Here is a 21,503-nt window from a genome sequence, read left to right as displayed (position 1 = left end):
GGGTCCCCCGACCGACACCCGAGGAGTGCAGGATGAGCGTCGTCGAGCAGGCCCGGCGGGCCCGGGACGCGGCGGAGGCCCTCGCCGTCGCCACCCGTACCGTCAAGGACGCCGCGCTGGTCGCGATGGCCGACGCGCTGGTGGCGCGTACCCCGGAGCTCCTCGCCGCGAACGCGACGGACCTGGCGGCCGGGCGGGAGGCCGGGCTGACCGCGGCCGTGCTGGACCGGCTGGCCCTCGACGCGGGTCGGGTGGCCGACATCGCCGACGCGCTGCGCCAGATGGCCGCGCTGCCCGACCCGGTCGGCGAGGTGGTCCGCGGCTCGACCCTGCCCAACGGCCTGGAGCTGCGGCAGGTCCGGGTGCCGTTCGGGGTGGTCGGGATCATCTACGAGGCCCGCCCCAACGTCACCGTGGACGCGGCCGGGATCTGCCTGAAGTCCGGCAACGCGGCGCTGCTGCGGGGCTCCTCCTCGGCCGCCCACTCCAACGCCGCCCTGGTCGCGGTGCTCCGCGACGCGGTCGCCGGGGCCGGCCTGCCGGCCGACGCGTTGCAGTTGCTCGACGCCGGCTCCCGCGACTCGGTCAAGGAGCTGATGCGCGCCCGCGGCCTGGTCGACGTGCTGATCCCGCGCGGCGGCGCGTCGCTGATCCGGACCGTCGTGGAGGAGTCCACGGTGCCGGTGATCGAGACCGGGGTGGGCAACTGCCACGTCTACGTGGACGCCGCCGCCGACCTGGCCAAGGCCGTCGCGATCACCCTCAACGCCAAGACCCAGCGGCTGTCCACCTGCAACACCGCCGAGTCGCTGCTGGTGCACGCCGACATCGCCGACGCGTTCCTGCCCGCGATGCTGGCCGCGTTCGCCGAGGCCGGGGTGACCGTGCACGGCGACGCCCGGGTGGCCGCCCACTGCGCCGGCGTCGTGCCGGCCACCGAGGAGGACTTCGCCACCGAATACCTCTCGGCCGACATCTCGGTCGCCGTGGTCGACTCGCTGGACGCGGCGGTCGCGCACATCCGCCGCTACGGCACCGGCCACACCGAGGCGATCGTCACCGACTCGCAGCCGGCCGCCCGGAAGTTCGTGGCCCGGGTCGACGCGGCGGCGGTGATGGTGAACGCCTCCACCCGGTTCACCGACGGCGGCGAGTTCGGCTTCGGCGCGGAGATCGGCATCTCCACCCAGAAGCTGCACGCCCGCGGCCCGATGGGGCTGCCCGAGCTGACCAGCACCAAGTACGTGGTCACCGGGGACGGCCACCTGCGCTGACCCGGGCCACCGCCTCAGCCGGACGGCGCGGCGGCCTCCGGTGGCGGCCCGGGCGGCTGCGGCGGGACGGTCGCCTGCACCGACCGCTGCTGCGGGACGAGCGACACGGTGGGCAGGGCGGACCCGGGAGCCTCCGGGCGGCAGGCCCGGATCGCCCGCAGGGTGGTGTGCACGTCGAACTGGTGGCCGTCGTCGCTGTCCCAACCGCCGTCGCTGCGCTGGGTGTCGGCGAGCCGCTTGCGCGCCGACACCAACAGCCACTGCTCCTCGCCCACCTCGACCCGGCGCAGCGTCGCCGCCAGCCACGCCACGTCGGCCGGGGACAGCTCCGGGATCCGCTCGGCCAGCACCGCCTGGATCCGCGCCGACTCGTAGTACATCTGCTGCCGGTGCAGCACCGCCGCGCTCAACCAGCCGGCCGGCAGGAACGACGGCCAGCTCCCGTCCGGGGCGAGCTGGCCGGCGAGCGCCTGCGCCGCCGCCTGCACCACCCCGGCGTACGCCCCACCGACGCGGTGATCGAGCGGGCCCGCGGCGCGGGCGTCCAGCCCGGCGACGGTCAGCCAGAACCCGGCGTTGGCGGTCAGGTAGAGCCGGGCCTCCGGATCGCCGGGACGGGCCCACTCGGGGGCGAACCCGGCCAGCGCCGGGTCCTCGTCCCAGCCGCCGTCGGAGAGCTGCCGGGCGGCCAGCCAGTCCAGGGCGTGCCGGGCCGCCGGACGACCCAGCGCGCCGAGGTCGTCCAACTCGCCGAGGCGGAAGCAGGTCGCGTCGATCGAGGCGGTGTCGCTGCCCACGGTGGCCGGCCAGCCCCCGCCCGGTGTCTGCCCGGCCTCGGCCGCGTCGAGCAGTTCGGCCGGCACCGGCGCACCGGTGCGCAGCCGGGAGAGGCGGGCGCGGTCCACCGCGTCACCGTGCGCCACGACGAAGCCGATCGCGGCATCCAAGTCGACCACGACAGACACGCTACCGGCGCAAACACCGGTTACGCCTCGGTAGCTCGGCCGACGTGGCCCGGCCCACCGGCGGTACGCGAAGGGGCCCGTCCGGCAGCGGACGGGCCCCTTCGACTGACTACTCAGTACGCGGGCAGCGACGGGTCGATCTGCTTGATCCAGGAGAGCACTCCGCCCTGGACGTGCACGGCGTCGCGGAAGCCGGCCGCCTTCAGCGCGGCGAGCGCCTCGGCGGAGCGGACGCCGGACTTGCAGTGCAGCACGATCTGCTTGTCCTGCGGAAGCTTGGCCAGCGCCTCGCCGGAGATGATCTCGCCCTTGGGGATCAGGGTCGAGCCGGGAATCCGGACGATCTCGTACTCGGCGGGCTCGCGGACGTCGACGAGGAAGACGTCCTTGCCGGCGTCCTGCCAGTCCTTCAGCTCCAGCGCGGTGATGGTCGAGTCGACCACCGCCTCCTGCGCCTCCTCGGAGACCGCGCCGCAGAAGTCCTCGTAGTCCTCCAGCAGGTCGGTGACCGTCGGGTTCTCGCCGCAGAGGACGCAGTTCGGGTCCTTCCGGACCTTGATCTTGCGGTACTCCATCTCCAGGGCGTCGTAGACCATCAACCGGCCCACCAGCGGCTCACCGATGCCGGCGAGCAACTTGATCGCCTCGTTGACCTGGATCGAGCCGATCGAGGCGCAGAGCACGCCGAGGACGCCGCCCTCGGCGCAGGACGGCACCATGCCGGGCGGCGGGGGCTCCGGGTAGAGGCAGCGGTAGCAGGGGCCGTGCTCGGCCCAGAACACCGAGGCCTGACCGTCGAAGCGGTAGATCGAACCCCAGACGTACGGCTTGCCGAGCAGCACCGCGGCGTCGTTGACCATGTAACGGGTGGCGAAGTTGTCGGTGCCGTCGACGATCAGGTCGTACTGGGAGAAGATCTCCCGGACGTTCTCCCGGTCCAGCGCGGTGTTGTGGATCTCCACGTTGACCAGCGGGTTGATCTCCCGGATCGACGCGGCGGCGGACTCGGCCTTGGACCGGCCGACGTCCGAGACGCCGTGGATGATCTGGCGCTGGAGGTTGGACTCGTCGACGGTGTCGAAGTCGATGATGCCGAGGGTGCCGACGCCGGCGGCGGCGAGATACATCAGGGCCGGCGAGCCGAGGCCGCCGGCGCCGACGCAGAGCACCCGGGCGTTCTTCAGCCGCTTCTGCCCCTCGACCCCGACGTCCGGGATGATCAGGTGGCGCGAGTAGCGACGGATCTCGTCAACGGTCAGCTCGGCGGCGGGCTCGACGAGCGGGGGCAACGACACGGTGGACTCCCCGGGATCGGCGGTGGTGAACCGCGCCATTGTCGCTCGCCCCGACGCCGATCGGCCATGAGGAGGGACACGTCGCCCGGCATGCGGGAGCGGGAATAACTCAGATGCCGTCCACCGGCGCGCCGGAGTAGCGGGAACCGTCGACGTACGGCCAGGCGTTGGCGACGCATCCGTCCAGCCCGTACGTCTGCTGCTGCATGACCGGGGCCGGCGCCCCCGGCCCCGGGCAGGCCTGGTGCTCCTCGCCCAGTTCGTGCCCGACCTCGTGGTTGATCACGTACCTGCGGTAGACGTCCAGCGGCGCGCCGTAGTCGGGGACCGACTCCATCCAGCGAGCCAGGTTGATGATCACCCGGCCGGGGAGCCGGCAGGAGGTGTACCGCTCGGTGGCCAGCCCGCCCTCGGCGCACATCCGCTCCGAGGTGGCCGGGGTGGCCAGGTAGATGGTGAAGTCGGCGGCGGCCTCCTCGGCCACCCGCTGGACCCGCAGCTCGTCGGACCCGATCCAGCTACGCCGGTCGCCGAGCACCTCGTCCACGGTGGCGGCGAACGCGTCCACGTCCTGCCCGGCACCCTGCTCGACGGCGACCCGGTAGCGGCGCAGCGGGCCGTCGTACCCGCGTACCGGGGAGCGGCCGTCGGCCGCGGCGAAGCTGCCGGAGGCCCCGGTGGGGTACGCGTGGGGCTCGACCCGGGCGCCCGCGCCGATCCCGTTGACCGGCCGTGGCTCACCGGGCGCCGCGGACCGCCGGTCGGTCGGCCAGTGGGTCAGCCCGGCCAGGCCGGCCGCCGCGCCGGCCACGGCCAGCAGGGCGACCAGCAGCAGGACGGCGCGTCGACGCCGCCGCCGCATCCGCCGCAGGGTCGGCCGGGTCGGCCGGGTCGGCGCAGGGTGGCCGGTCGCCGCCGGGGGCCGGTCGAAGTCGAGCAGGGGCGGGTGAGCGGGCTGGGCCGGCCCGTGGTCGGGCTCGGCAGGCGGGTCGTAAGGGGACGACGACGTCATGTCACGAGCCTCCCATGCAATTCGGGCATTCAGCCGCGTTTACTGCTCTTGCCGCTAAATGCTCCTACCGCCATATTCGGGACGATCATACCGGCGGTCCGGTGTACCGCCGCCCCTCCACGTATGGCCACGGATTCGGCGTGCAGCCGTTCAGGAAGAGCGTCTGCTGCTGCATCACCGGCGCGGGCCGACCCGCGCCCGGGCAACCCTCGTGGTGGTGCCCCAACTGGTGGCCCACCTCATGGTTGATCACGTAGAGCCGGTAGCGCTCCAACGGCAGCTTCGCCTTCACCAGGTGCGGCACCGACAACCGCCAGCGATCCAGATTGATGATCACCTTGCTCGGAGTCCGGCACGAGGTGTACGGACGCCCACCCACCCGGATGTCGGTGCCCCCGGCCAGACACATCTGACCCGCGGTACGCGCCGTCGCCAGGTAGATCGTGAAGTCGTAACCGGAACCCGCCGGCACCCGCTGCAACCGCAGCTGGCCGCTGTCCACCCAGCTCCCCGGCCCGGCCAACGCCTTCTGCACCGCGTCGCCGAACGCGTGCACGTCCTCCCCGGAACCGTTCTCCACCGCCACCCGGAAACGCCGCAACCCACCCGAGCGGCCCAGCACCGCGCCCTGACGGTCGTCGTACCCGAAACTGCCGCTCCCCGCCGAGGGCACCGGGCCGGGCAGGCTCAGCACCGGCTCGGCGGCCGTCGCCGGGCTCGGCGCGGGCCGGCCGGACGGCGACCCGGGCGGCGATGACGCCGGGCCGGCCGCGAGGGCGGCCGGTTCAGCGGCCAACCCGTCATCCACCAGCACCTCGGCACTGGCCGGCGGTCGCTGCACGGCCGCCCCGACGCCGACCCCGGCGGCGATCAGGAATGCGGCGACCACCACCATCGGCCGCCAGCGGCGCGCGGCGGGTCGAGCGGTCGGGCGGACGGCGGAGGCGGATCGCGCGGAGCCATGGCGCGCCCGGGGGGAACTGGGCATCGCGGCTCAGCCTGCCATGTCGTGGCTCCGCTCGCCTTCCTCCGTTTCGGCGAGCAGCCCCACCACCGCCCGCGCCACCGTGCGCGGCACCTCCAACTGCGCCACATGTCCGACCCCGTCGAGCATCAGCAGCCGGCTGTCCTGGATGACCCGGGCGGCCTGCGGCGCCACCCGGACGTCGACCAGCCGGTCCTGCCGACCGCCGACGACCAGCGTGGGCGCCCGCACCGTCGCGGCCAGCCGCCACAGCGAACCCGACCCCGGCAGATACGACCGCAGGAAGCTGGAGACCAGGCCACGGAACGTCCGGACGTACGCGGCGACGTAGTGCGTGGCCTCGTACCGCACCCGGATCTCCTCCACGGCCTCCTGCCGGCGCTGCTCGCTGATCCGGGTCAGGTCGGCGATGCACGCCTCCATCACCTGCTCGGCCATCACCTCCGGGGCCAACTGGGCCAGCCGCCAGGCGGCCAGCCGCTCGCCCCGGGGGATCGCCAGCAGCGGCAGCATCCGCCCCTGCAGGGACCGCCGGAAGTCCAGGAACGGCAGCGCCGGGGAGATCAGGGTCAGCGTCCGCACCAGGTCCGGCCGCAGCGCCGCCACCCGCACCGAGATCGCCCCGCCCAGCGAGTTGCCGAACAGGTGCACCGGCCCCCGGTCGCTGTGCTCGATCCAGCGCACCACCCGCTCGGCGAAGGAGGGGATCGTGTAGCGCCGGCCCGGCTCGCTGCGCCCGAAGCCGGGCAGGTCGATGGCCTGACCGTCCAGCCGGTCGGCGAGCAGGCCGGCCAGGTCCGTCCAGTTCTGCGACGAACCGCCGAGGCCGTGCACGTAGAGCGCCGGCTCCGCACCGGGCGCGGTGGCCGGGGTCTCCCGTACGTAGGTGACCGTGCCGTCGAGGCGTACCTCCCGGCCGGGCCAGGGCGGCGGTACGTGGTGCGCCGGCAGGAGATGGTCCGGCCCGAGGGTGGCGCGCTTCATGCTCCCAGTGTTTCCCACGGCGCCGCCGACCGACACCGGTCGCCGGATCACGCCAGCAGTGCCTCGAGCCGGCGGTTCACCGCGGCCAGGGTCGCCCGGACCACCGCCTGCCGGGGGTCACCGGCGACCAGCGCGGAACCGGCCAGCTGCTCCACCCACCCGTCGCAGACCAGCAGCACCACCACCGTGGCGACCTCGCAGTTGCCGAACGGCACCACGGCGGTGTGCTCCACGAAACAGCGCCCCCGGTCCGCCGGCTGGGCGGCGCCGCGCAGCAGCTCGTCCACGGCTGACGCGGCGGCCACCGCGCAGAGGCGCAGCACGTAGCCGTCGACGGCCGGGCCGGTGGCATGGCCCTCGGCGGTCGCGTCCCCGGCGATCAGGCGTACCTCGACGGTGGCGTCGAGGCCGAAGGTGCTCACCTGGACGTGGTCGATCACCACCCGCGGCCCCGGCGCGCCGCCGGTGTCCAGCGGTCGGGAGGGCGCGGTCTCCGTCGTGGTCATCTGACCGCCGGAGTACGACGTGCCGAGCATCGCCGGACTGCCGGTGGGCGTACCGGCCGGCGCGGCGGCGAGCGACGTCTCGTCCACCGGGGCCCGGCCCCGGTGCGGCGCGACCTGGCGGCGCCGGCGCGGCGCCTCCGGCTCGGCGCGCGGCTCGTTCCGGCCCTCCGGGGCGCCGGCGGACGCGTCGGCGGGCCGACCGACCCGCCCCTCGGGCTCCTCACCGGGGCGGCTCTCCGCCGCCGGCGCGGCCCGGGCCGGCCCGGGCCGCGCCGCAGCGGCACGCTCCTCGGCGCCGCTGCGCTCGGCGCGCCCCTCCGCGGAGCGACGGCGCACCGGCGGCGGCGACGACGCCGGCATCCCCGGCAGGTTCTGCGGGGCGGCGGCCAACCCCATCCGGTCCTGGAGCAGCCGCGCCACCTGGCGGCTCACCTCGGCCGGGTCGGCGCCGTCGGCCAGGTCGAGCCGGAGGCTGTGCGCACCGGCCGGGGTCCGGCGCAGGGCGGCGTCCCGGACGCCCGCGACCTCCCGGACGGCGTCGAGAATGGCGTTGACGTCGAACCCCTCGGGCCGCTCCCGCAGCGGCGCGGGCTCGTCGTCACGGCGCAGGTGGGTGGCGATCCGGGCGAGTTCCGGAGTTTCGGCGGATGGCTCCACGGCTGGCGGCTCCGGCACTACGGGCACGTCCGGTTCGGCGGGGACGCGCTGCGGCAGCATCGCCGAGGCCGCGTCGTCCGGCCGGCTGTCGGCGACCGGCTCGGCGGTCGGCACCGGTTCGGGGGCGGAGCGGCGGGCCGCGTAGGGAGGTGCGATCGTCGGGGCGGGCGCGGGGGCGCGGTCGAAGCGGGCCACCCCGCTCGTGGCGGTGGCGGGACCCGGGCCGGCGGGGGGCGGTGGGTGGCCACCCGTCCCGGCCGGAGGCGTCGCGGGGGTCTCCTCGGCCTCCGGGCGAAGTCGGAACGGGCGGACGGTGCGCTCCTCGGCGGACCGGACGGCCGCGGGTTCGGTCCCGGCGGGCGGCGGGTCGTACCCGGCGGGCGGCACGCTGGCCGGCCCGGCGTACACCGGGGCGGCCCCAGGCGCCTCCCGGGGGGCCGGCGCGACGGTGGTGGGCGCCGCGTCCGGCGGGGCGCTGGCCGGCGCCTCCCGGGGCACCGGCGGGGCGCTGGTCGGGGCGGTGTGCGGCGGGTCGCTGAACGGCGTGGCGGCGGGGGCACCACCGGCCCACGACGGCCGGTCGGCGTGCTCCCGCTCGTACGGCGGGCGGGGCTCGAACTCGATCCGGGCGACCTCGTACGGCCGGGCGGGCTCGGCCCGGGGCGGCTCGTACGTCGGGGCCGGCTCGGCGCGCACCGGCTCGTACGGCCGGGTCTGCTCGGGCGCCCACCCGGCGGCCCGGTCGTCGCGCGCGCGCCGGCCGGCCGGCGCGTCGTCGCGGGGCCACGGCGGCGCCCAGCCGCTGCCCCAGCTCGGCTGGTTCCAGCTCGGACCCGCCGACTCCGGCTCGTCCGGGGCACGGCGCTCGGCGACCGGTTCGGCGCGCCGTCCCGGCTCCTCGCCGGACCCCGTGCGGCGCTCGGCCGGCTCGGCGCGCCAGCCCGGTTGGTCGCCCGACGGGGCACGGCGCTCGGTCGGCTCGGCGTTCCAGCGCGGCTGGTCGGCGGGCCCGGCGCGGTGGTCGGCCGGTTCGCCGGCGGGCGGCTCCGGGGGCGGCGGTCGGCCCAGCCGCGGGACAGCGACGGGGCCGGTTCGGGGGCGCCGCGCTCGACGACCGGGGCGTGGAAGCCGGGCGGCACCTCGAACCCGGCGGGGGCGGTGCCGACCGGCGGTACCTGCACGGCCGGCGGCGCGGAGGACGGGACCGTCCCCTCCGCCCAGCGCGGGCCGTGGCCGGCGGCCGGGTCGTCGGAGGCGTGCCGGGCCGGGCCGGTCTCGGCGTCGGCGGCCGGCTGCTCCACCGGGGGCGCCGGCCGCTGGGCCGGCACGACCAGCCGGTCGGCGTCGAAGTCCCGCCGCGGCTCGTCGACGGGTGGGGCACTCACCGGCGCCTGGCGGGTCACGGGCGGCTCCTCCTCGGCGCGTCGCACACCGTTGACGTGGGGACGGCCGTTGACCCGGGCCGGCGGCTCCGGGGCGGACAGCCCGGCCAGCGGGGCCGGCAGGTCGCCGTGGCGGGTGGACGAGGCGGCCCAGCCGGCGGTGGGGTCGAGCTGCCGGCGGACGGGCGCCGCCTCGCGGCCGGCTTCCCCGGCGCGGGACCAGCCGGCTGCCGGGGGCGCCCACCCGCTGACGGAACGGGCCAGGTCGTCGTGCTGACCCGTCCCGTCGCCGTGCTCTCCCGGGGTGGCGGCTCCGGGTTGCCCTGATTCACTCACCGCGCGCTCCTTGGTCGCCCCCGCTGAGGCTACCGTGTGGTGACAGTGGCGATAAGTTACAGCGGCGGGCCAATTCCGGGCCGGGTTCACGGACCCGGACCGGTTCGGGTGATAAGTGCCGGCTCGTACGAAGAAACTCGGAGGCTCCCATGACCGCCGTGGGGAACGGTGCACAGACCGCCGGCCGGCCCACCCGCCTGCCCCGCTCGGCGCGGCGCAAGCAGCTGCTCGCCGCCGCCCAGGAGGTGTTCGTCGCCCAGGGCTACCACGCCGCCGCGATGGACGACATCGCCGAGCGGGCCGGGGTCTCCAAGCCGGTGCTCTACCAGCACTTCCCGGGCAAGATGGAGCTCTACCTTGCGCTGCTGGACACGCACTGCGACGCCATAGTGGCGAAGGTGCACGACGCGATGCGCGGCACCAACGACAACAAGGAGCGGGTCGGCGCGTCGGTGCGCGCGTACTTCGACTTCGTCGACCACGAGAGCGAGGCGTTCCGCCTGGTCTTCGAGTCGGACCTGCGCAACGACCCGGCCGTGCGGCAGCGGGTGGAGCGGGTCGAGCAGGGCTGCATCGCGGCGATAACCGACACCATCATCTCGGACACCGGCGTCAGCCGGGCGCACGCCGAGCTGCTCGCCTCCGGGCTGGTCGGGGCGGCGGAGACGGCGGCGCAGTTCTGGCTGGCCGGTGGCCGGCAGGTGCCGAAGGCGGAGGCGGAGGCGCTGGTCGCCGCGCTGTCCTGGCGGGGCATCGCCAGCTTCCCGTTGCAAGGTGAGTCAGCCTGAACATCGGGCCGCCAGATCGGATAGCCTTCCCACGGCGGCTTTTTCGCCCCAGTTGAGGAGGCACCGTGGAGGTCAAGATCGGCGTGCAGTACGCGCCGCGCGAGCTGGTCCTGGAGAGCGCGCAGACGCCGGCCGAGATCGAGCAGATCGTGACCGACGCCTTCGCCAAGGACGAGGGGACCCTCTCCCTGACCGACGAGAAGGGCCGACGGGTCATCGTGCCGGTCAACAAGGTCGCCTACGTCGAGATCGCGGAGGCCTCGCCCCGCGCGGTCGGTTTCACCGTCCGCTGATCCCGTTCCGGGTCGCCGTGGCGGGGTGACCGACCGTCCCCCGCCGCGGTGACACCGGGCAGCTAGTTGTTCAGGCCGACGGCGGCCATCCGCGCGGTGTGCGCGGCGGTCAGCCGCCGGAACAACGCCGGCACGTCGACCCCCTCCCGGGTGATCAGCGCGGTGAGCGCGCCCCGGTCCGCGGCGGCGACCCGCCCGGCCTGGGAGAGCGCCTCCCCGACGAGCCGCCGGGCCCACATCGAGAGCCGGTTGGCCACCCGCGGGTCGGCCGCGATCGCCGTCCGCATCTCGGCGGCGGCGAACTCGGCGTACCGGGAGTCGTGCAGGACGTCGAGGACGAGCTGCCGCTCCGGCTCGTTCAGGCCGTCGGCGATCTTCCGGAGGAAGTCGTCGGTGATGGCGTCCCCGACGTACGCCTTGGTCACCGCCTCCAGCCAGTCCTTCGGCTCGGTCGAGTCGTGGTACGCCTGGAGCGCCGCCACGTACGGCGCCATCGCGTCGTCCGGCGGCGTCCCGAGCGCGGCGAGCCGGTCGGCGATGCGCCGGTAGTTGCCGATCTCGGCCGCGGCCATCTCGCTGAGCGCGGCCCGGCGGCGCAGGTCCGGGGCGAGCCGGGCGTCGGCGGCCAACCGGTCGAAGGCGAGCAGCTCCCCGTACGCCACCAGGCCGAGCAGGTCGACGAGGGCGGAGTCGGGCCCGGTGGGGGCGGACACGAGCGGCAGGGTACCGTCCGGCCGCGAGACCCGGCGGCCCCGCGCGCTTGTGGCGCAGGTCACACCGGTTACCCCTGGACGCCGTCCCGTCACCGGAATCAGGGCAGCCAGCAGGCGGTTCAGGTAGTATGGAACAGTTGCCGTGGGCGTCGATCCGATCAGTGAACTGATCGCACCCGACCCGCGGCGCGCGTGCGGCCCGGTCCGGCTCGGCATTCCGCCCGACCGTGTGGCCCGCGCCATACCGATTCGCGCCCTGAGGACATGACGGGGCGCACCACGAGAGGGCACCCCCAAATCCATATGAGCGAGCAGATTCAGGACAACGTGGGCCAGGAACTGGCCCCCACCGCTCCGGTCCGTCCGGAGGCTCCCACCTTCGCCGAGCTCGGCGCCCGCCAGGAGACCGTCGAGGCGCTGGCCGCCGCCGGCATCATCCGCGCGTTCGCCATCCAGGAGTACGCGCTGCCGATCGCGCTGCGCGGCGTCGACCTGATCGGCCAGGCGCCGACCGGCACCGGCAAGACCCTCGGCTTCGGCGTACCGCTGCTGGAGCGGGTCTTCGCGCCGGGCGAGGGCAGCGACGGCGTGCCGCAGGCGCTGGTCGTCGTCCCCACCCGCGAGCTGGGCATCCAGGTCGCCAAGGACCTCGCCGCCGCGGGCAAGACCCGGGGCGTGCGGGTGCTGCCGATCTACGGCGGCGTGGCGTACGAGCCGCAGATCGACGCGCTCCGCAAGGGCGTGGAGATCCTGGTCGGCACGCCGGGCCGGCTGATGGACCTGCAGAAGCAGAAGCACCTGCGGCTCGACCGGGTGCGCGCGCTGGTCCTCGACGAGGCCGACCGGATGCTCGACCTGGGCTTCCTCGACGACGTCGAGAAGATCCTCGCGATGCTGCCGGAGGACCGGCAGACCATGCTCTTCTCGGCCACCATGCCGGACCCGATCGTCGCCCTGTCCCGGCGCTTCCTGCGCCGGCCGGTGACCATCCACGCCGGGCACACCGCCGAGACCGGCCCGTCGCCGCAGACCCAGCAGCTGGTCTACCGCACCCACTCGATGAACAAGGTCGAGATCGTGGCGCGCATCCTCCAGGCGGAGGGGCGCGGCCTGACCATGATCTTCACCCGGACCAAGCGGGCCGCCGACCGGGTCGCCGAGGACCTCGACTTCCGCGGCTTCGCGGTCGCCGCCGTCCACGGGGACCTGGGCCAGGGCGCCCGGGAGCGGGCCCTGCGGGCGTTCCGCGCCGGCAAGATCGACATCCTGGTCGCCACCGACGTGGCGGCACGCGGGCTCGACGTCACCGGCGTCACCCACGTCATCAACTACGACTGCCCTGAGGACCAGGACACCTACACCCACCGGATCGGCCGGACCGGCCGGGCCGGGGCGACCGGTGTCGCGGTGACCTTCGTCGACTGGGACGACATGCCCCGCTGGCGGATCATCGACAAGACCCTCGGGCTGGAGATGCCGGAGCCGCAGGAGACGTACCACACCTCTCCGCACCTCTACACCGACCTGGACATCTCCCGCGACGTCACCGGCACCCTGCCGACCGCCGAGCGGACCCGGGCCGGGCTGTCGGCGGAGGTCGAGGAGGACCTCGGCGGCCGGCCGCGGCGCGGTGAGAGCCGCGGCTCCCGGCGCGGCGAGACCCGCGGCCGGGGCGAGCGCGACGACCGTGAGCGCGGCCGGGGCCGGGGCGGCGACGCCGCGGCCACGCCGGAGGGCGGGACGCCCACCGACGCCGCCGCCGAGGAAGGCGCCCGCGCCCCGCGCCGGCGGCGTCGCCGCCGGGCCGGCGAGACGGTCGCCGGCGAGGCGACCGCGGTGATCTCCGCCGAGGGCGGCGCCGAGCCGGCCGCGACGGCCTCCGCCGAGGGCGAGGCGGCGTCGAAGCCGCGCCGCCGCCGGCGCCGCCGTGGTGGCGGTTCGGGCGCCGGTACGCCGGCCGAGGCGACCGCCGACTGACGCTGCGACACCCTGACATCCCCCGTGCCGGTCGCCCGGTACGGGGGATGTCGTCTGTCCCGCCCGGTCGGTCTGGCCTGAACCGCCTCCTGAGGTCGGGACAACTGCTCGCGCCCTTTGCTCTGCTGCAGCCCAGGCAACACGAACCCGGTGTTGCCTCCGCTGCAGCAGAGCAGAGGGCGTCCCACAACACCTCGCCGGCGCCGGGGCCTACCTCAGCCGACGTGGTCGGCCTCGGTGCCCGGCTGCCGCCCACCGCGGGGGCCAGTGCCGCACACGACACTCGCGACCGGCCCACGGCGGGAGCCGGAAGCCGGGAAGGATGATGGAGCGATGCCGGAACCGCTGGACGCCGCCCTGATCGAGGTGCGGACGCTGCTGCTCGACCCCGCCCTGACCCGGGCGGTCGCCGCCGGGCGACGCCGGGGGCAGCGACCCTCGGTGGTCCGCGCCGAGCTGCGGCCGGTCACCCTCAAGGCCGGCCCGCGCCTGCAGATCTCCACCTCCGACGGGGCGCGGCCGTACACCCGGAACGTGGCGCCCGGCGCGGAGGCCGGCGCGGCGGTCGACGCGCTGCTGGCCGAGCCGTTCGGCAACTGGCACGTGGAGACGGCCGACGCGACCCTGCAACTGCGGGTGACCAAGTCGGGCGAGGCGCAGGTGCACCGGGCGGCGGCGAGCCGGCCGGCGGCGGAGCCGGGCGGCCACGACCGGGAGAAGGACTACCTGCTCGACCCGGGCGATCCGATCTTCGCCGAGATCGGCGGCTCGGCGGCGAAGCGCCGCCAGGTGGACGCGTTCCTCCGCGCGCTGGCCGCGACGCTGCCGGACGACCTGGCCGGCCCGCTGCGGGTGGTCGACCTGGGCTGCGGCAACGCGTACCTGACCTTCGCGGCCCACCGGTACCTCACCGCCCGGGGGCTCGACGTGGAGCTGGTCGGCGTGGACGTGCGCGAGGACCAGCGCCGCCGCAACACCGAGCTGGCCGAGCGGCTCGGCTGGGGGGAGCAGGTCCGCTTCGTCGCCGGCACCATCGCCGACGCGGTGGTCGAGCCGGCCCCGGACCTGGTGCTGGCGCTGCACGCCTGCGACACCGCCACGGACGAGGCGCTGGCCCGCGCCGTCCGGTGGGATGCCCGCTGGGTGCTCGCCGCGCCCTGCTGCCACCACGACATCGCCGCCCAGCTGCGGTCCCGGCCGGCGCCCGGGCCGTACGACCTGCTCACCCGGCAGGGCATCCTGCGGGAGCGGTTCGCGGACGTGCTGACCGACGCGCTCCGGGCCGGGCTGCTCCGGCTGCACGGCTACCGGGCGGAAGTGGTCGAGTTCGTCGACTCCCGGCACACCCCTCGCAACCTGCTGATCCGGGCCCGCCGGACCGGGACGGCACCGACGGACGCCCAGCGGGCGGAGTACCGGGAGCTGGTCGACCAATGGCGCGTCACGCCGCGACTGGAGGCCCTGCTGACCGGGCCGGCCAACGATGGGCCGGCGAACGAAGGCGCGCCGGCCTAGGCCAGCACGTGCGCCCCGGTCGCAAGTTGACGGCCGACAATCATCACCCGGAGCCGCCCCGCCAGTCCCGCCCACGAGACGTTCGGGCCGATCGGTCGGTTGCCTCCGCCTCCCGCCGTACTACCCTCTTAAGGCGCACCGTCCGGTGCTCCGGCCGGAAAGGGAAGACCCCGCAGGGATGGGTTCCACAGAGGTATCGCCGCAGATGGCCTTCGCGCGCTTCGTGCGCCGCGCCATCGACGACGCCCGTGAAGAACGGGGCTGGACGGTGACCGACCTGGCCACGCACACCGGCGTGGGCCGCTCCACCGTGTTCCGCTGGCTCGCCGGCGACTGGCAGGACTACCCCGAGCTGGCCAAGGTGCGCGGCTTCTGCGCCGCCCTCGACATGCCGGTGGCGGCCGCCTTCCGGGCCCTCGGGCTGCCGGACGCCGGCACCGCGCCGCGCCGCCGCGCCGAGGACGCCCCGGTGGAGGCGGACGTCCGGGTGATCCTGGAGCGGCTGGCCGACCCCAGCGTGCCCGCCGAGGAGAAGCACCACATCCGCGACCTGCTCCGCTACCTGGCCCGCCGCCCGGTCCGCCGGGCCGGCTGAGCCGTCCGGGCACCGTCCCGGTGCTGAGCCGTCCGGGCACCGTCCCGGTGCTGAACGGTCAGGGCACCGTCACGGTGAAGCCGGCGGTGTGCACCTCGCCGGACACCTGGAAGTCCAGGAACATCCGATAGCGGCCGGGACCGGGCACGGTCAGCTGGAACGTCACCGCGTCGCCGTCCCGCCCGCTCTGCGGGTGCACGTGCAGGTAGCCCAGGTCGCCCTCGCGGAGCGCGACCAGGTGGCCGTACGCGCCGAGGTAGCGCTCCAGCGGCGCGGCGGCGGAACCGGCCTGGACGGAGAACCGCAACGGCGTCGACTCCCCCGCCTTCGGGGTCCCCTGGTAGGCGACGGTGAACCCGTCGACCGTGCCGGTGGTGGCCGGCGCCGGCAGCGGACGGGGTGCGTACCCACCGGGGGCGGTCAGGTCGGTGCCGAGCGTGACGGCCGTCTGCCCGCCGTCGTCGGCAACCGCGGTGAAGTCCGCGTACGCCCGCCAGACGCCCGGCTCGGTCAGGGTCAGCGGCACCGACCACGTGCCGTCCGCCGCCATGGTCGGGTGCAGGTGCTGGTAGCCGGTCAGGTCACGGCGGACCACGATCAGGTGCATCGGCTTGTCGTGCACGACGGCGAACCGGGTGACCGCCCGCCGCCGCTCGTCCCGGATCTGGAACCGCAGCTCACCGGCCCGGCCGACCGGGAACTGGACGGCCGACGGGGTGAGGGTGTAGCCGGCCGCGCTGACCGACAGGCCGGCCGCGCCGATGCCGGTGCCCTGGTCGACGGCCGCCCCGCCGTGCGAGTGCGCGCCGGTGCCGGGCGGGTGGGTGTGCCCGCCGGCCGCCGGGGCCGCGCCGGACACCGGAGTGGGCGGCGGGTTCAGCCGGCCGAGGCCGAAACCGAGCAGTACGGCGAGCACCAGCCCGCCGACCACCAGCGCCAGCCGCAGGGTGCTCCGGTCCGGCCCGAGCGGCATCTCCCCCGTGGCGGGTCGCTGCTCGGTCATGCGCCCACGGTACCGCCGGACGTGGTGCCGGCCCGCGCACGGTCGGTGACGGTGGTGACGCTCGCATTCCGGCCCGACCGGGAACTTTTCCCCGGTCACGGACGACCGCCCGGCGGCGCGGGCGGCGCCGACGGGTCAGCCGGCGACGGCGAGGGCGAGGGGCAGGACGTCGGGGGCGCCGGCCCGGCGCAGCAGCCGGGCCACCATGGTCGTCGTCCAGCCCGAGTCGACCAGGTCGTCGACGAGCAGCACCGGCCCGTCCAGCCCGGCGAGGGCGTCGGCCAGCTCGTCGGGGACGGTGAAGGCGTCGTGCAGGGCGCGTACCCGCTGGGCGCTGTTGCCGCGCGGCCCGGCGGGCCCGCCCGGACCGGTCGGGACCACCCGGCCGAGCAGCGGCAGCCGGCCCACCGTGGCGATCCGCTGCGCGAGCGAGTCGACCAGCGCCGGGTGCGAGCGGGAGCCCACCGCGACCACGCCGACCGGGCGGCGCGGCCACGGGTCGTCGCCGTGCGCCCAGGCCTTCAGCACCTCGACCACCGCCGCGGCCACGTCGTCCGGGACCGGGCCGTCCGCCGCCTCCGGCCCGACCAGGCCGCGCAGCCGCCCACCCCAGCCCAGGTCGGACAGCCGTCCCACGGCCCGCCCGGACAGCGCCTGCTCCGTGGGCGGGATCCGGCCCTTCAGGGGTACGCCCACCGCCTCCAGACCGGTCGGCCACAGCTTCTTGGGCGCGATTTCCACCCCGGGGCGGCCGAGGAAGGTCTGTGCGGCGGTCAGCGCGGCGTCGGAGACCTCGGTGGTGAAGAGCGGGTCGGCGCAGCGGTCGCACCGGCCGCAGTCGCCCGCCCCGGCGTCGTCCAGGCACTCCCGCAGGTACCGCATCCGGCAGCCGGGCGTGGTCGCGTACTCCCGCATCGCCTGCTGCTCGGCGGTGCGCGCCTGGGCGACGCGGCGCAACCGGGCCTCGTCGTAGACCCAGGGCTCGCCGGTGGCGAGCCAGCCGCCGCGGACCCGGCGGACCGCGCCGTCCACGTCGAGCACCTTGAGCATCAGCTCGAGCCGGGCCCGGCGCAGGTCCACGACCGGTTCGAGGGCCTGGGTGGACATCGGCCGGTCGGTGGGCAGCGCGGCGAGCACCGCCCGGACCTGCTCCTCCGGTGGGAAGGCCAGCGAGGCGAAGTAGCGCCAGATGGCGGCGTCCTCGACGCCCGGCAGGAGCAGCACCTCGGCGTGCTTGACGGCCCGGCCGGCGCGGCCGACCTGCTGGTAGTAGGCGATCGGCGAGGGCGGCGCGCCGAGGTGCACCACGAAGCCGAGGTCCGGCTTGTCGAAGCCCATGCCCAGCGCGCTGGTGGCGACCAGTGCCTTGATCTTGTTGTCGAGCAGGTCCTGCTCGGCGGCCCGGCGGTCGGCGTCCTCGGCCTGCCCGGTGTAGGAGGCCACCGACCACCCTCGGGCCCGCAGGAACTCGGCGGTCTCCGTCGCCGCCGCGACGGTCAGCGTGTAGATGATCCCCGAGCCGGGCAGCCGGTCCAGGTGGTCGGCGAGCCAGGCCAGCCGGTGCGCCGGGCTCGGCAGGTCGAGTACGCCCAGCCGCAGCGACTCCCGGTCCAGCGTGCCGCGCAGCACCAGGGCGTCACCCAGCTGCTCGGCGACGTCGGCGGTGACCCGCTCGTTCGCGGTGGCGGTGGTGGCGAGCACCGGCGTCCGCTCGGGCAGGTTGCCGAGGAAGGTACGCAGCCGCCGGTAGTCCGGCCGGAAGTCGTGCCCCCAGTCGGAGACGCAGTGCGCCTCGTCCACCACCAGCAGGCCGGTGGTGGCGGCCAGCTTCGGCAGCACGGTGTCCCGGAAGTCCGGGTTGTTGAGCCGTTCCGGGCTGATCAGCAGCACGTCCACCGCGCCGGCGTGGATCTCGCCGGTGATCTCGTCCCACTCGTCGAGGTTCGCGGAGTTGATGGTGCGGGCCCGAATACCCGCGCGCGCCGCCGACTCCACCTGGTTGCGCATCAGCGCCAGCAACGGCGACACGATCACGGTCGGGCCGGCGGCGTCCGGGCGCTCCCGCAGCAGAGCGGTGGCGACGAAATACACCGCCGACTTGCCCCACCCGGTGCGCTGCACGCAGAGCACCCGGCGCCGGTCCACCACCAGCGCCTCGATCGCCCGCCACTGGTCCTCGCGCAGCCGGGCGTGCTCGCCGGCCAGCCGGCGCAGCACCGCCTCGGCCCGTTCCCGTACCGCCGCCCGATCCTGACTCATCCGGCATTTCTACCAGGCACCCGGCCGGTGCCCGGGATCATGCGGCCGGGGGCGGTGCGGGCGGCAGGAAGAGCAGCAGATCCCGGAGCGGTTCGGTCGCTGCGGGCGGTAGCTGGCACCGCCCGGCCAGTTCCTCCAGCGACCCGTACGGGCCGCGCCGCCAGCGGTCGACGGCGATCTGGTGGCGCTGCTCGCCGGTCAGCCCGGGCAGCGCGACGAGCACCTGGTCCGGGACGGTGTTCACGTCGACCAGACCGCCGTCGTCGAAGGTCCGGGGCAGGTCGGGACGGCCGATGCGCAGCTCGTGCCGGGCCGCCGGGTAGTGATGGAGCAGGTAGCGGGCCTGCTCCCGGCGTACCCGCTGCTGCTCCGCGACGCGCTGCCTGTCCGTCCAGAACAGCCGGGTCACCCCCGAGGACAGGGCCGGGTTGAGGAGCAGCACGTGCCCGGCCCCCACGAGCCAGCAGAACGCCATCGTGCCGATGAGGTACAGGAACTCGGAGTCGGGAAGTTCCTCGTTGTCCGGCACCTCTTGGAGCGCGATCGCCAACATGCTCACGACGAGCAGGAAGTAGCCAACTCCGGCAAGCGCGAGCCGCCGGCTGCGCCGCCACAACGCGTACCCGAGGACCACCGCCCAGGTCAGCATGCCGAACGACAGCAGCGCGACTGTGGTGCCGGCGACGGTGGCGACGACCCGGACCCACCCGGGCGACCGTTGTTCCGTCCATTCGCCGGTCGGCTGATGCAGCCCGACGAGGAGGCCCGGCGGCCTCGTGGCGGGCAGCCAGCCGCCCTGGGCCGGGGGCCAGGGTGACGCCGGTGCGGCGGGAGGCGGCGCTTCCCACGGTCGCGCCGCCGCGGGGGAGACCGGGCCGACCGCCACTGCGGGACCGTCGACGCAAGCAACCAGGCCGGCGGCGACCGACCCGGGCGGCGCGGGCAGCGAACGGCCTGCGGGCGGCTCGGCCCGCGGCCCCGGCGCGACCGTCGGGCGCTCCGGTCCGGCGGTCGTACGCTCCGGCGAAGGCGCCGGGTGCTCCGGTCCGGCGGTCGTACGCTCCGGCGAGGGTGCCGGTTGTTCCGCTGGGAGCGGGCCTTCGGTGGTCGTGGCCGGGTCGGTCCGGGAAGCGGGCGGGTCGGACCTGGACGCGTCCGGGATCAGCGTCGGGTCGGAGCGGAGGATGCGCCGGTGCAGCTCGCGGAGCGCCTCGCCCGGCTCGATGCCGTACTCCTCGCGGAGCAGGTCGGCGAACTCCCGGTACGCGGCGAGCGCCTCCGCCTGCCGGCCGCTGCAGTAGAGCGCCAGCATGAGCTGGTGCCGCAGCCCCTCCCGGACCGGGAACTCGGCGACCAGTTCCACCAGCTCGCCGACCAGTTCCCGGTGCCGGCCGAGGTCCAGCGCCAACTCGGCTCGGGTCTCCAGCGCGATGGCCCGCAGCTCCACCAGCCGGTGCCGCGCGGCCTCGAAGACCAGGCCGGCGAACCCGGTGAACGGCTCGCCCTGCCACAGCTCCAGGGCCGCCGTCACCTCGGCCAGCGCATCCGCCGTACGCCCGGCCGCGTGCCCCTGCCGGGCCCGGTGGACGCCGCGCTCGAAGCGGACCGCGTCCACCGAGTCCGGGGCGACCCGGAGCAGGTAGCCGGCGTCGGTGAGGCTCAGCACCTGTCCGGGCGTACGCGGAGAGCGGTCCGGTTCGAGCACCCGGCGCAGCCCGGCGACGTACTTCTGTACCACGTTCGTGCCGTTGGCCGGCGGCTCGTCGGGCCAGACCGCCTCGACGATCTGCCCGGTCGGTACGGGGCGGCCGGCGGAGAGCAGCAGCACGGCCAGCACGGCGCGCTGCTTGCCGGCGCCGAGATCGAGCTCCCGGTCGGCGTACCAGGCCCGCTGAGGCCCGAGGATCTCGAAACGCAGCGTTCCTGACATGCGAGTTCCCGCTCCTGACACCCCCGCCGCCATCGGACGGCAGCCGGACGGCAGCATATCGGCAGCCGATCGGCCGCGCCGGATCACAGCATGGTCATCGGCAAAGGCCAGGCAACGAGAAAGAGAAATGCGATGACACAGGCAACGGGCAGCGCCGGCACCATCCGACGGACGGTCGGCACGGTCGCCGCCATGCTGGCCGCGACCGCCCTGCTCGGGGGTTGCGGGCCGAAGAGCGAACCGGCCGCGGCGCCCGGAACCGACCCGGCGGCCAGCCCGACCAGCAGCCCGAAGGAGGTGCTCCTCGACGCCGTCCCGGACGGTACGGAAGGCGTCTTCCGCTTCACCGGCAAGGACGCGTCCAGCAACCTCACCGGGCGGATCGACCCGGAGTCGAAGGCCTTCGAGATCAACACCGTGATGCCCCCGGACTCCGACGGCATCACGACGAAGATCTCCTTCCTGGTCATCGGGGACAAGATCTGGATGAAGGCCAAGTTCAGCGGTCACCCGGGCCTGCCGAAGTTCCCGAACAAGTGGATGGCGCTGGACAGGTCCAAACTGGCCGACAGCGGCAGCGCGCCGTCCTTCGACGGCGCCGACCAGGGCAACGCCGGCCCGCTGATCGAGGCGGCGACCGCCGTCGAGGAGCAGGGCTCCGGGACGTACGTCGGTTTCATCGACGTGACCGGCGGTGAGGCGGCCAAGGCGCTGGAGGACGGCGAGGCGGCGGCGCTCGGCGAGACCGCCAAGCAGGTGCCCTTCACCGCGGTGGTCGGTCCGGAACAGCACCTGACCTCGCTGACGCTGAGGATCCCGGCCGCCGGCAAGCGGAAGGCGTACGACTACGTGGTCACGTACGCCGACTACGGCAGCACGCCGAAGATCACCGTGCCGACCGGCAGTCAGGTGACGAAGGCACCGGCGATGGCGTACGAGATGTTGAACGGCTGACCCACGACGCAGGGGCGGCGGCCGCACGGGGGGCCGCCGCCCTTTCGTCGTCGGCGGGTCCAGCAGGTTCGGCGGCCTCG

At 75.2% G+C, this 21,503-nt stretch carries 17 protein-coding genes and 1 pseudogene; 8 read left to right on the top strand and 10 right to left on the bottom strand.

Translation table 11 applies throughout. From position 1 onward, the window contains the following. Positions 1–32: 32 nt before the first annotated feature. Entirely contained in the window at positions 33–1,274 is a 1,242-nt protein-coding gene (locus OG799_RS32205) for a glutamate-5-semialdehyde dehydrogenase (protein ID WP_406040599.1), read from the top strand. 137 nt (positions 1,275–1,411) lie between these two features. Here OG799_RS32205 and OG799_RS32200 read toward each other — a convergent pair. The 6 genes and pseudogenes from OG799_RS32200 to OG799_RS32175 form a co-directional block, all read right to left on the bottom strand. After that, positions 1,412–2,239 (bottom strand): annotated as a pseudogene (locus tag OG799_RS32200) (hypothetical protein); the annotation flags it as partial. A 113-nt stretch (positions 2,240–2,352) separates the two neighbouring features. After that, positions 2,353–3,573 carry an adenylyltransferase/sulfurtransferase MoeZ gene (gene moeZ / locus OG799_RS32195; protein ID WP_406040597.1) on the bottom strand — a complete coding sequence of 407 codons (1,221 nt, stop codon included), beginning with the start codon at positions 3,571–3,573 and terminating at the stop codon, positions 2,353–2,355. Between the two features lie 70 nt (positions 3,574–3,643). Beyond that, positions 3,644–4,546 (bottom strand): DUF3152 domain-containing protein, encoded by a 903-nt coding sequence (locus OG799_RS32190; protein ID WP_406040595.1) that lies wholly within the window; start codon positions 4,544–4,546, stop codon positions 3,644–3,646. A gap of 85 nt (positions 4,547–4,631) precedes the next feature. After that, positions 4,632–5,534 carry a DUF3152 domain-containing protein gene (locus tag OG799_RS32185; protein WP_406040593.1) on the bottom strand — a complete coding sequence of 301 codons (903 nt, stop codon included), beginning with the start codon at positions 5,532–5,534 and terminating at the stop codon, positions 4,632–4,634. 6 nt (positions 5,535–5,540) lie between these two features. Further along, positions 5,541–6,515, bottom strand: coding sequence for an alpha/beta fold hydrolase (locus OG799_RS32180; protein WP_406040591.1), 975 nt, complete (start codon positions 6,513–6,515; stop codon positions 5,541–5,543). 47 nt (positions 6,516–6,562) lie between these two features. After that, positions 6,563–8,374 carry a hypothetical protein gene (locus tag OG799_RS32175; protein ID WP_406040589.1) on the bottom strand — a complete coding sequence of 604 codons (1,812 nt, stop codon included), beginning with the start codon at positions 8,372–8,374 and terminating at the stop codon, positions 6,563–6,565. 249 nt (positions 8,375–8,623) lie between these two features. Between OG799_RS32175 and OG799_RS32170 the strand changes: the two genes are divergently transcribed. The 3 genes from OG799_RS32170 (at position 8,624) to OG799_RS32160 (ending at position 10,477) form a co-directional block, all read left to right on the top strand. Further along, positions 8,624–9,337, top strand: coding sequence for a hypothetical protein (locus OG799_RS32170; protein ID WP_406040587.1), 714 nt, complete (start codon positions 8,624–8,626; stop codon positions 9,335–9,337). A gap of 208 nt (positions 9,338–9,545) precedes the next feature. Continuing rightward, positions 9,546–10,184, top strand: a complete 639-nt coding sequence (locus OG799_RS32165; protein ID WP_074472473.1) for a TetR/AcrR family transcriptional regulator — start codon at positions 9,546–9,548, stop codon at positions 10,182–10,184. A gap of 65 nt (positions 10,185–10,249) precedes the next feature. Beyond that, the gene (locus OG799_RS32160; RefSeq protein ID WP_406040584.1) at positions 10,250–10,477 is read left to right on the top strand and encodes a DUF3107 domain-containing protein; all 228 of its coding nucleotides are present in this window, start codon (positions 10,250–10,252) and stop codon (positions 10,475–10,477) included. Between the two features lie 62 nt (positions 10,478–10,539). On the opposite strand, the gene OG799_RS32155 is transcribed toward OG799_RS32160, so the two are convergent. Further along, positions 10,540–11,190 (bottom strand): ferritin-like fold-containing protein, encoded by a 651-nt coding sequence (locus tag OG799_RS32155; protein ID WP_406040582.1) that lies wholly within the window; start codon positions 11,188–11,190, stop codon positions 10,540–10,542. Positions 11,191–11,493: 303 nt separating this feature from the next. Here OG799_RS32155 and OG799_RS32150 point away from each other — a divergent pair, with 303 nt between their 5' ends. The 3 genes from OG799_RS32150 to OG799_RS32140 all read left to right on the top strand — a co-directional run bounded on the left by OG799_RS32150 (position 11,494) and on the right by OG799_RS32140 (position 15,277). Beyond that, entirely contained in the window at positions 11,494–13,167 is a 1,674-nt protein-coding gene (locus OG799_RS32150; protein WP_406040580.1) for a DEAD/DEAH box helicase, read from the top strand. Between the two features lie 333 nt (positions 13,168–13,500). Further along, positions 13,501–14,682 (top strand): class I SAM-dependent methyltransferase, encoded by a 1,182-nt coding sequence (locus OG799_RS32145; protein WP_406040578.1) that lies wholly within the window; start codon positions 13,501–13,503, stop codon positions 14,680–14,682. A 178-nt stretch (positions 14,683–14,860) separates the two neighbouring features. After that, entirely contained in the window at positions 14,861–15,277 is a 417-nt protein-coding gene (locus tag OG799_RS32140) for a helix-turn-helix domain-containing protein (RefSeq protein WP_406040577.1), read from the top strand. Positions 15,278–15,335: 58 nt separating this feature from the next. Here the strand turns inward: OG799_RS32140 and OG799_RS32135 are convergent, their stop codons facing one another. The 3 genes from OG799_RS32135 to OG799_RS32125 all read right to left on the bottom strand — a co-directional run bounded on the left by OG799_RS32135 (position 15,336) and on the right by OG799_RS32125 (position 20,469). Then, on the bottom strand, positions 15,336–16,280 hold the full coding sequence (locus OG799_RS32135; protein ID WP_406040575.1) for a hypothetical protein: 945 nt from the start codon (positions 16,278–16,280) through the stop codon (positions 15,336–15,338). 135 nt (positions 16,281–16,415) lie between these two features. Further along, positions 16,416–18,539 (bottom strand): DEAD/DEAH box helicase, encoded by a 2,124-nt coding sequence (locus tag OG799_RS32130; RefSeq protein WP_406040573.1) that lies wholly within the window; start codon positions 18,537–18,539, stop codon positions 16,416–16,418. Positions 18,540–18,576: 37 nt separating this feature from the next. Next, on the bottom strand, positions 18,577–20,469 hold the full coding sequence (locus OG799_RS32125) for a BTAD domain-containing putative transcriptional regulator (RefSeq protein WP_406040571.1): 1,893 nt from the start codon (positions 20,467–20,469) through the stop codon (positions 18,577–18,579). Positions 20,470–20,601: 132 nt separating this feature from the next. Between OG799_RS32125 and OG799_RS32120 the strand changes: the two genes are divergently transcribed. Next, positions 20,602–21,423, top strand: coding sequence for a hypothetical protein (locus OG799_RS32120; RefSeq protein WP_406040569.1), 822 nt, complete (start codon positions 20,602–20,604; stop codon positions 21,421–21,423). The last annotated feature ends 80 nt before the right edge of the window (positions 21,424–21,503 follow it).

The organism is Micromonospora sp. NBC_00898 (assembly GCF_045207895.1).
In the GTDB taxonomy this organism is placed as follows: Bacteria; Actinomycetota; Actinomycetes; order Mycobacteriales; family Micromonosporaceae; genus Micromonospora.
The sequence above is the reverse complement of the archived record's forward strand: the minus strand, read 5'-3'. Positions and strand labels throughout refer to the sequence as shown.

What these genes read in the sequence shown, in the direction of transcription:
- OG799_RS32180 (WP_406040591.1), bottom strand. Translation starts at nt 6,515, where the DNA reads ATGAAGCGCGCCACCCTCGGGCCGGACCATCTCCTGCCGGCGCACCAC.
- moeZ (WP_406040597.1), bottom strand. Translation starts at nt 3,573, where the DNA reads ATGGCGCGGTTCACCACCGCCGATCCCGGGGAGTCCACCGTGTCGTTG.
- OG799_RS32125 (WP_406040571.1), bottom strand. Translation starts at nt 20,469, where the DNA reads ATGTCAGGAACGCTGCGTTTCGAGATCCTCGGGCCTCAGCGGGCCTGG.
- OG799_RS32130 (WP_406040573.1), bottom strand. Translation starts at nt 18,539, where the DNA reads ATGAGTCAGGATCGGGCGGCGGTACGGGAACGGGCCGAGGCGGTGCTG.
- OG799_RS32190 (WP_406040595.1), bottom strand. Translation starts at nt 4,546, where the DNA reads ATGACGTCGTCGTCCCCTTACGACCCGCCTGCCGAGCCCGACCACGGG.
- OG799_RS32120 (WP_406040569.1), top strand. Translation starts at nt 20,602, where the DNA reads ATGACACAGGCAACGGGCAGCGCCGGCACCATCCGACGGACGGTCGGC.
- OG799_RS32135 (WP_406040575.1), bottom strand. Translation starts at nt 16,280, where the DNA reads ATGACCGAGCAGCGACCCGCCACGGGGGAGATGCCGCTCGGGCCGGAC.
- OG799_RS32205 (WP_406040599.1), top strand. Translation starts at nt 33, where the DNA reads ATGAGCGTCGTCGAGCAGGCCCGGCGGGCCCGGGACGCGGCGGAGGCC.
- OG799_RS32165 (WP_074472473.1), top strand. Translation starts at nt 9,546, where the DNA reads ATGACCGCCGTGGGGAACGGTGCACAGACCGCCGGCCGGCCCACCCGC.
- OG799_RS32145 (WP_406040578.1), top strand. Translation starts at nt 13,501, where the DNA reads ATGCCGGAACCGCTGGACGCCGCCCTGATCGAGGTGCGGACGCTGCTG.
- OG799_RS32150 (WP_406040580.1), top strand. Translation starts at nt 11,494, where the DNA reads ATGAGCGAGCAGATTCAGGACAACGTGGGCCAGGAACTGGCCCCCACC.
- OG799_RS32140 (WP_406040577.1), top strand. Translation starts at nt 14,861, where the DNA reads ATGGGTTCCACAGAGGTATCGCCGCAGATGGCCTTCGCGCGCTTCGTG.
- OG799_RS32185 (WP_406040593.1), bottom strand. Translation starts at nt 5,534, where the DNA reads ATGCCCAGTTCCCCCCGGGCGCGCCATGGCTCCGCGCGATCCGCCTCC.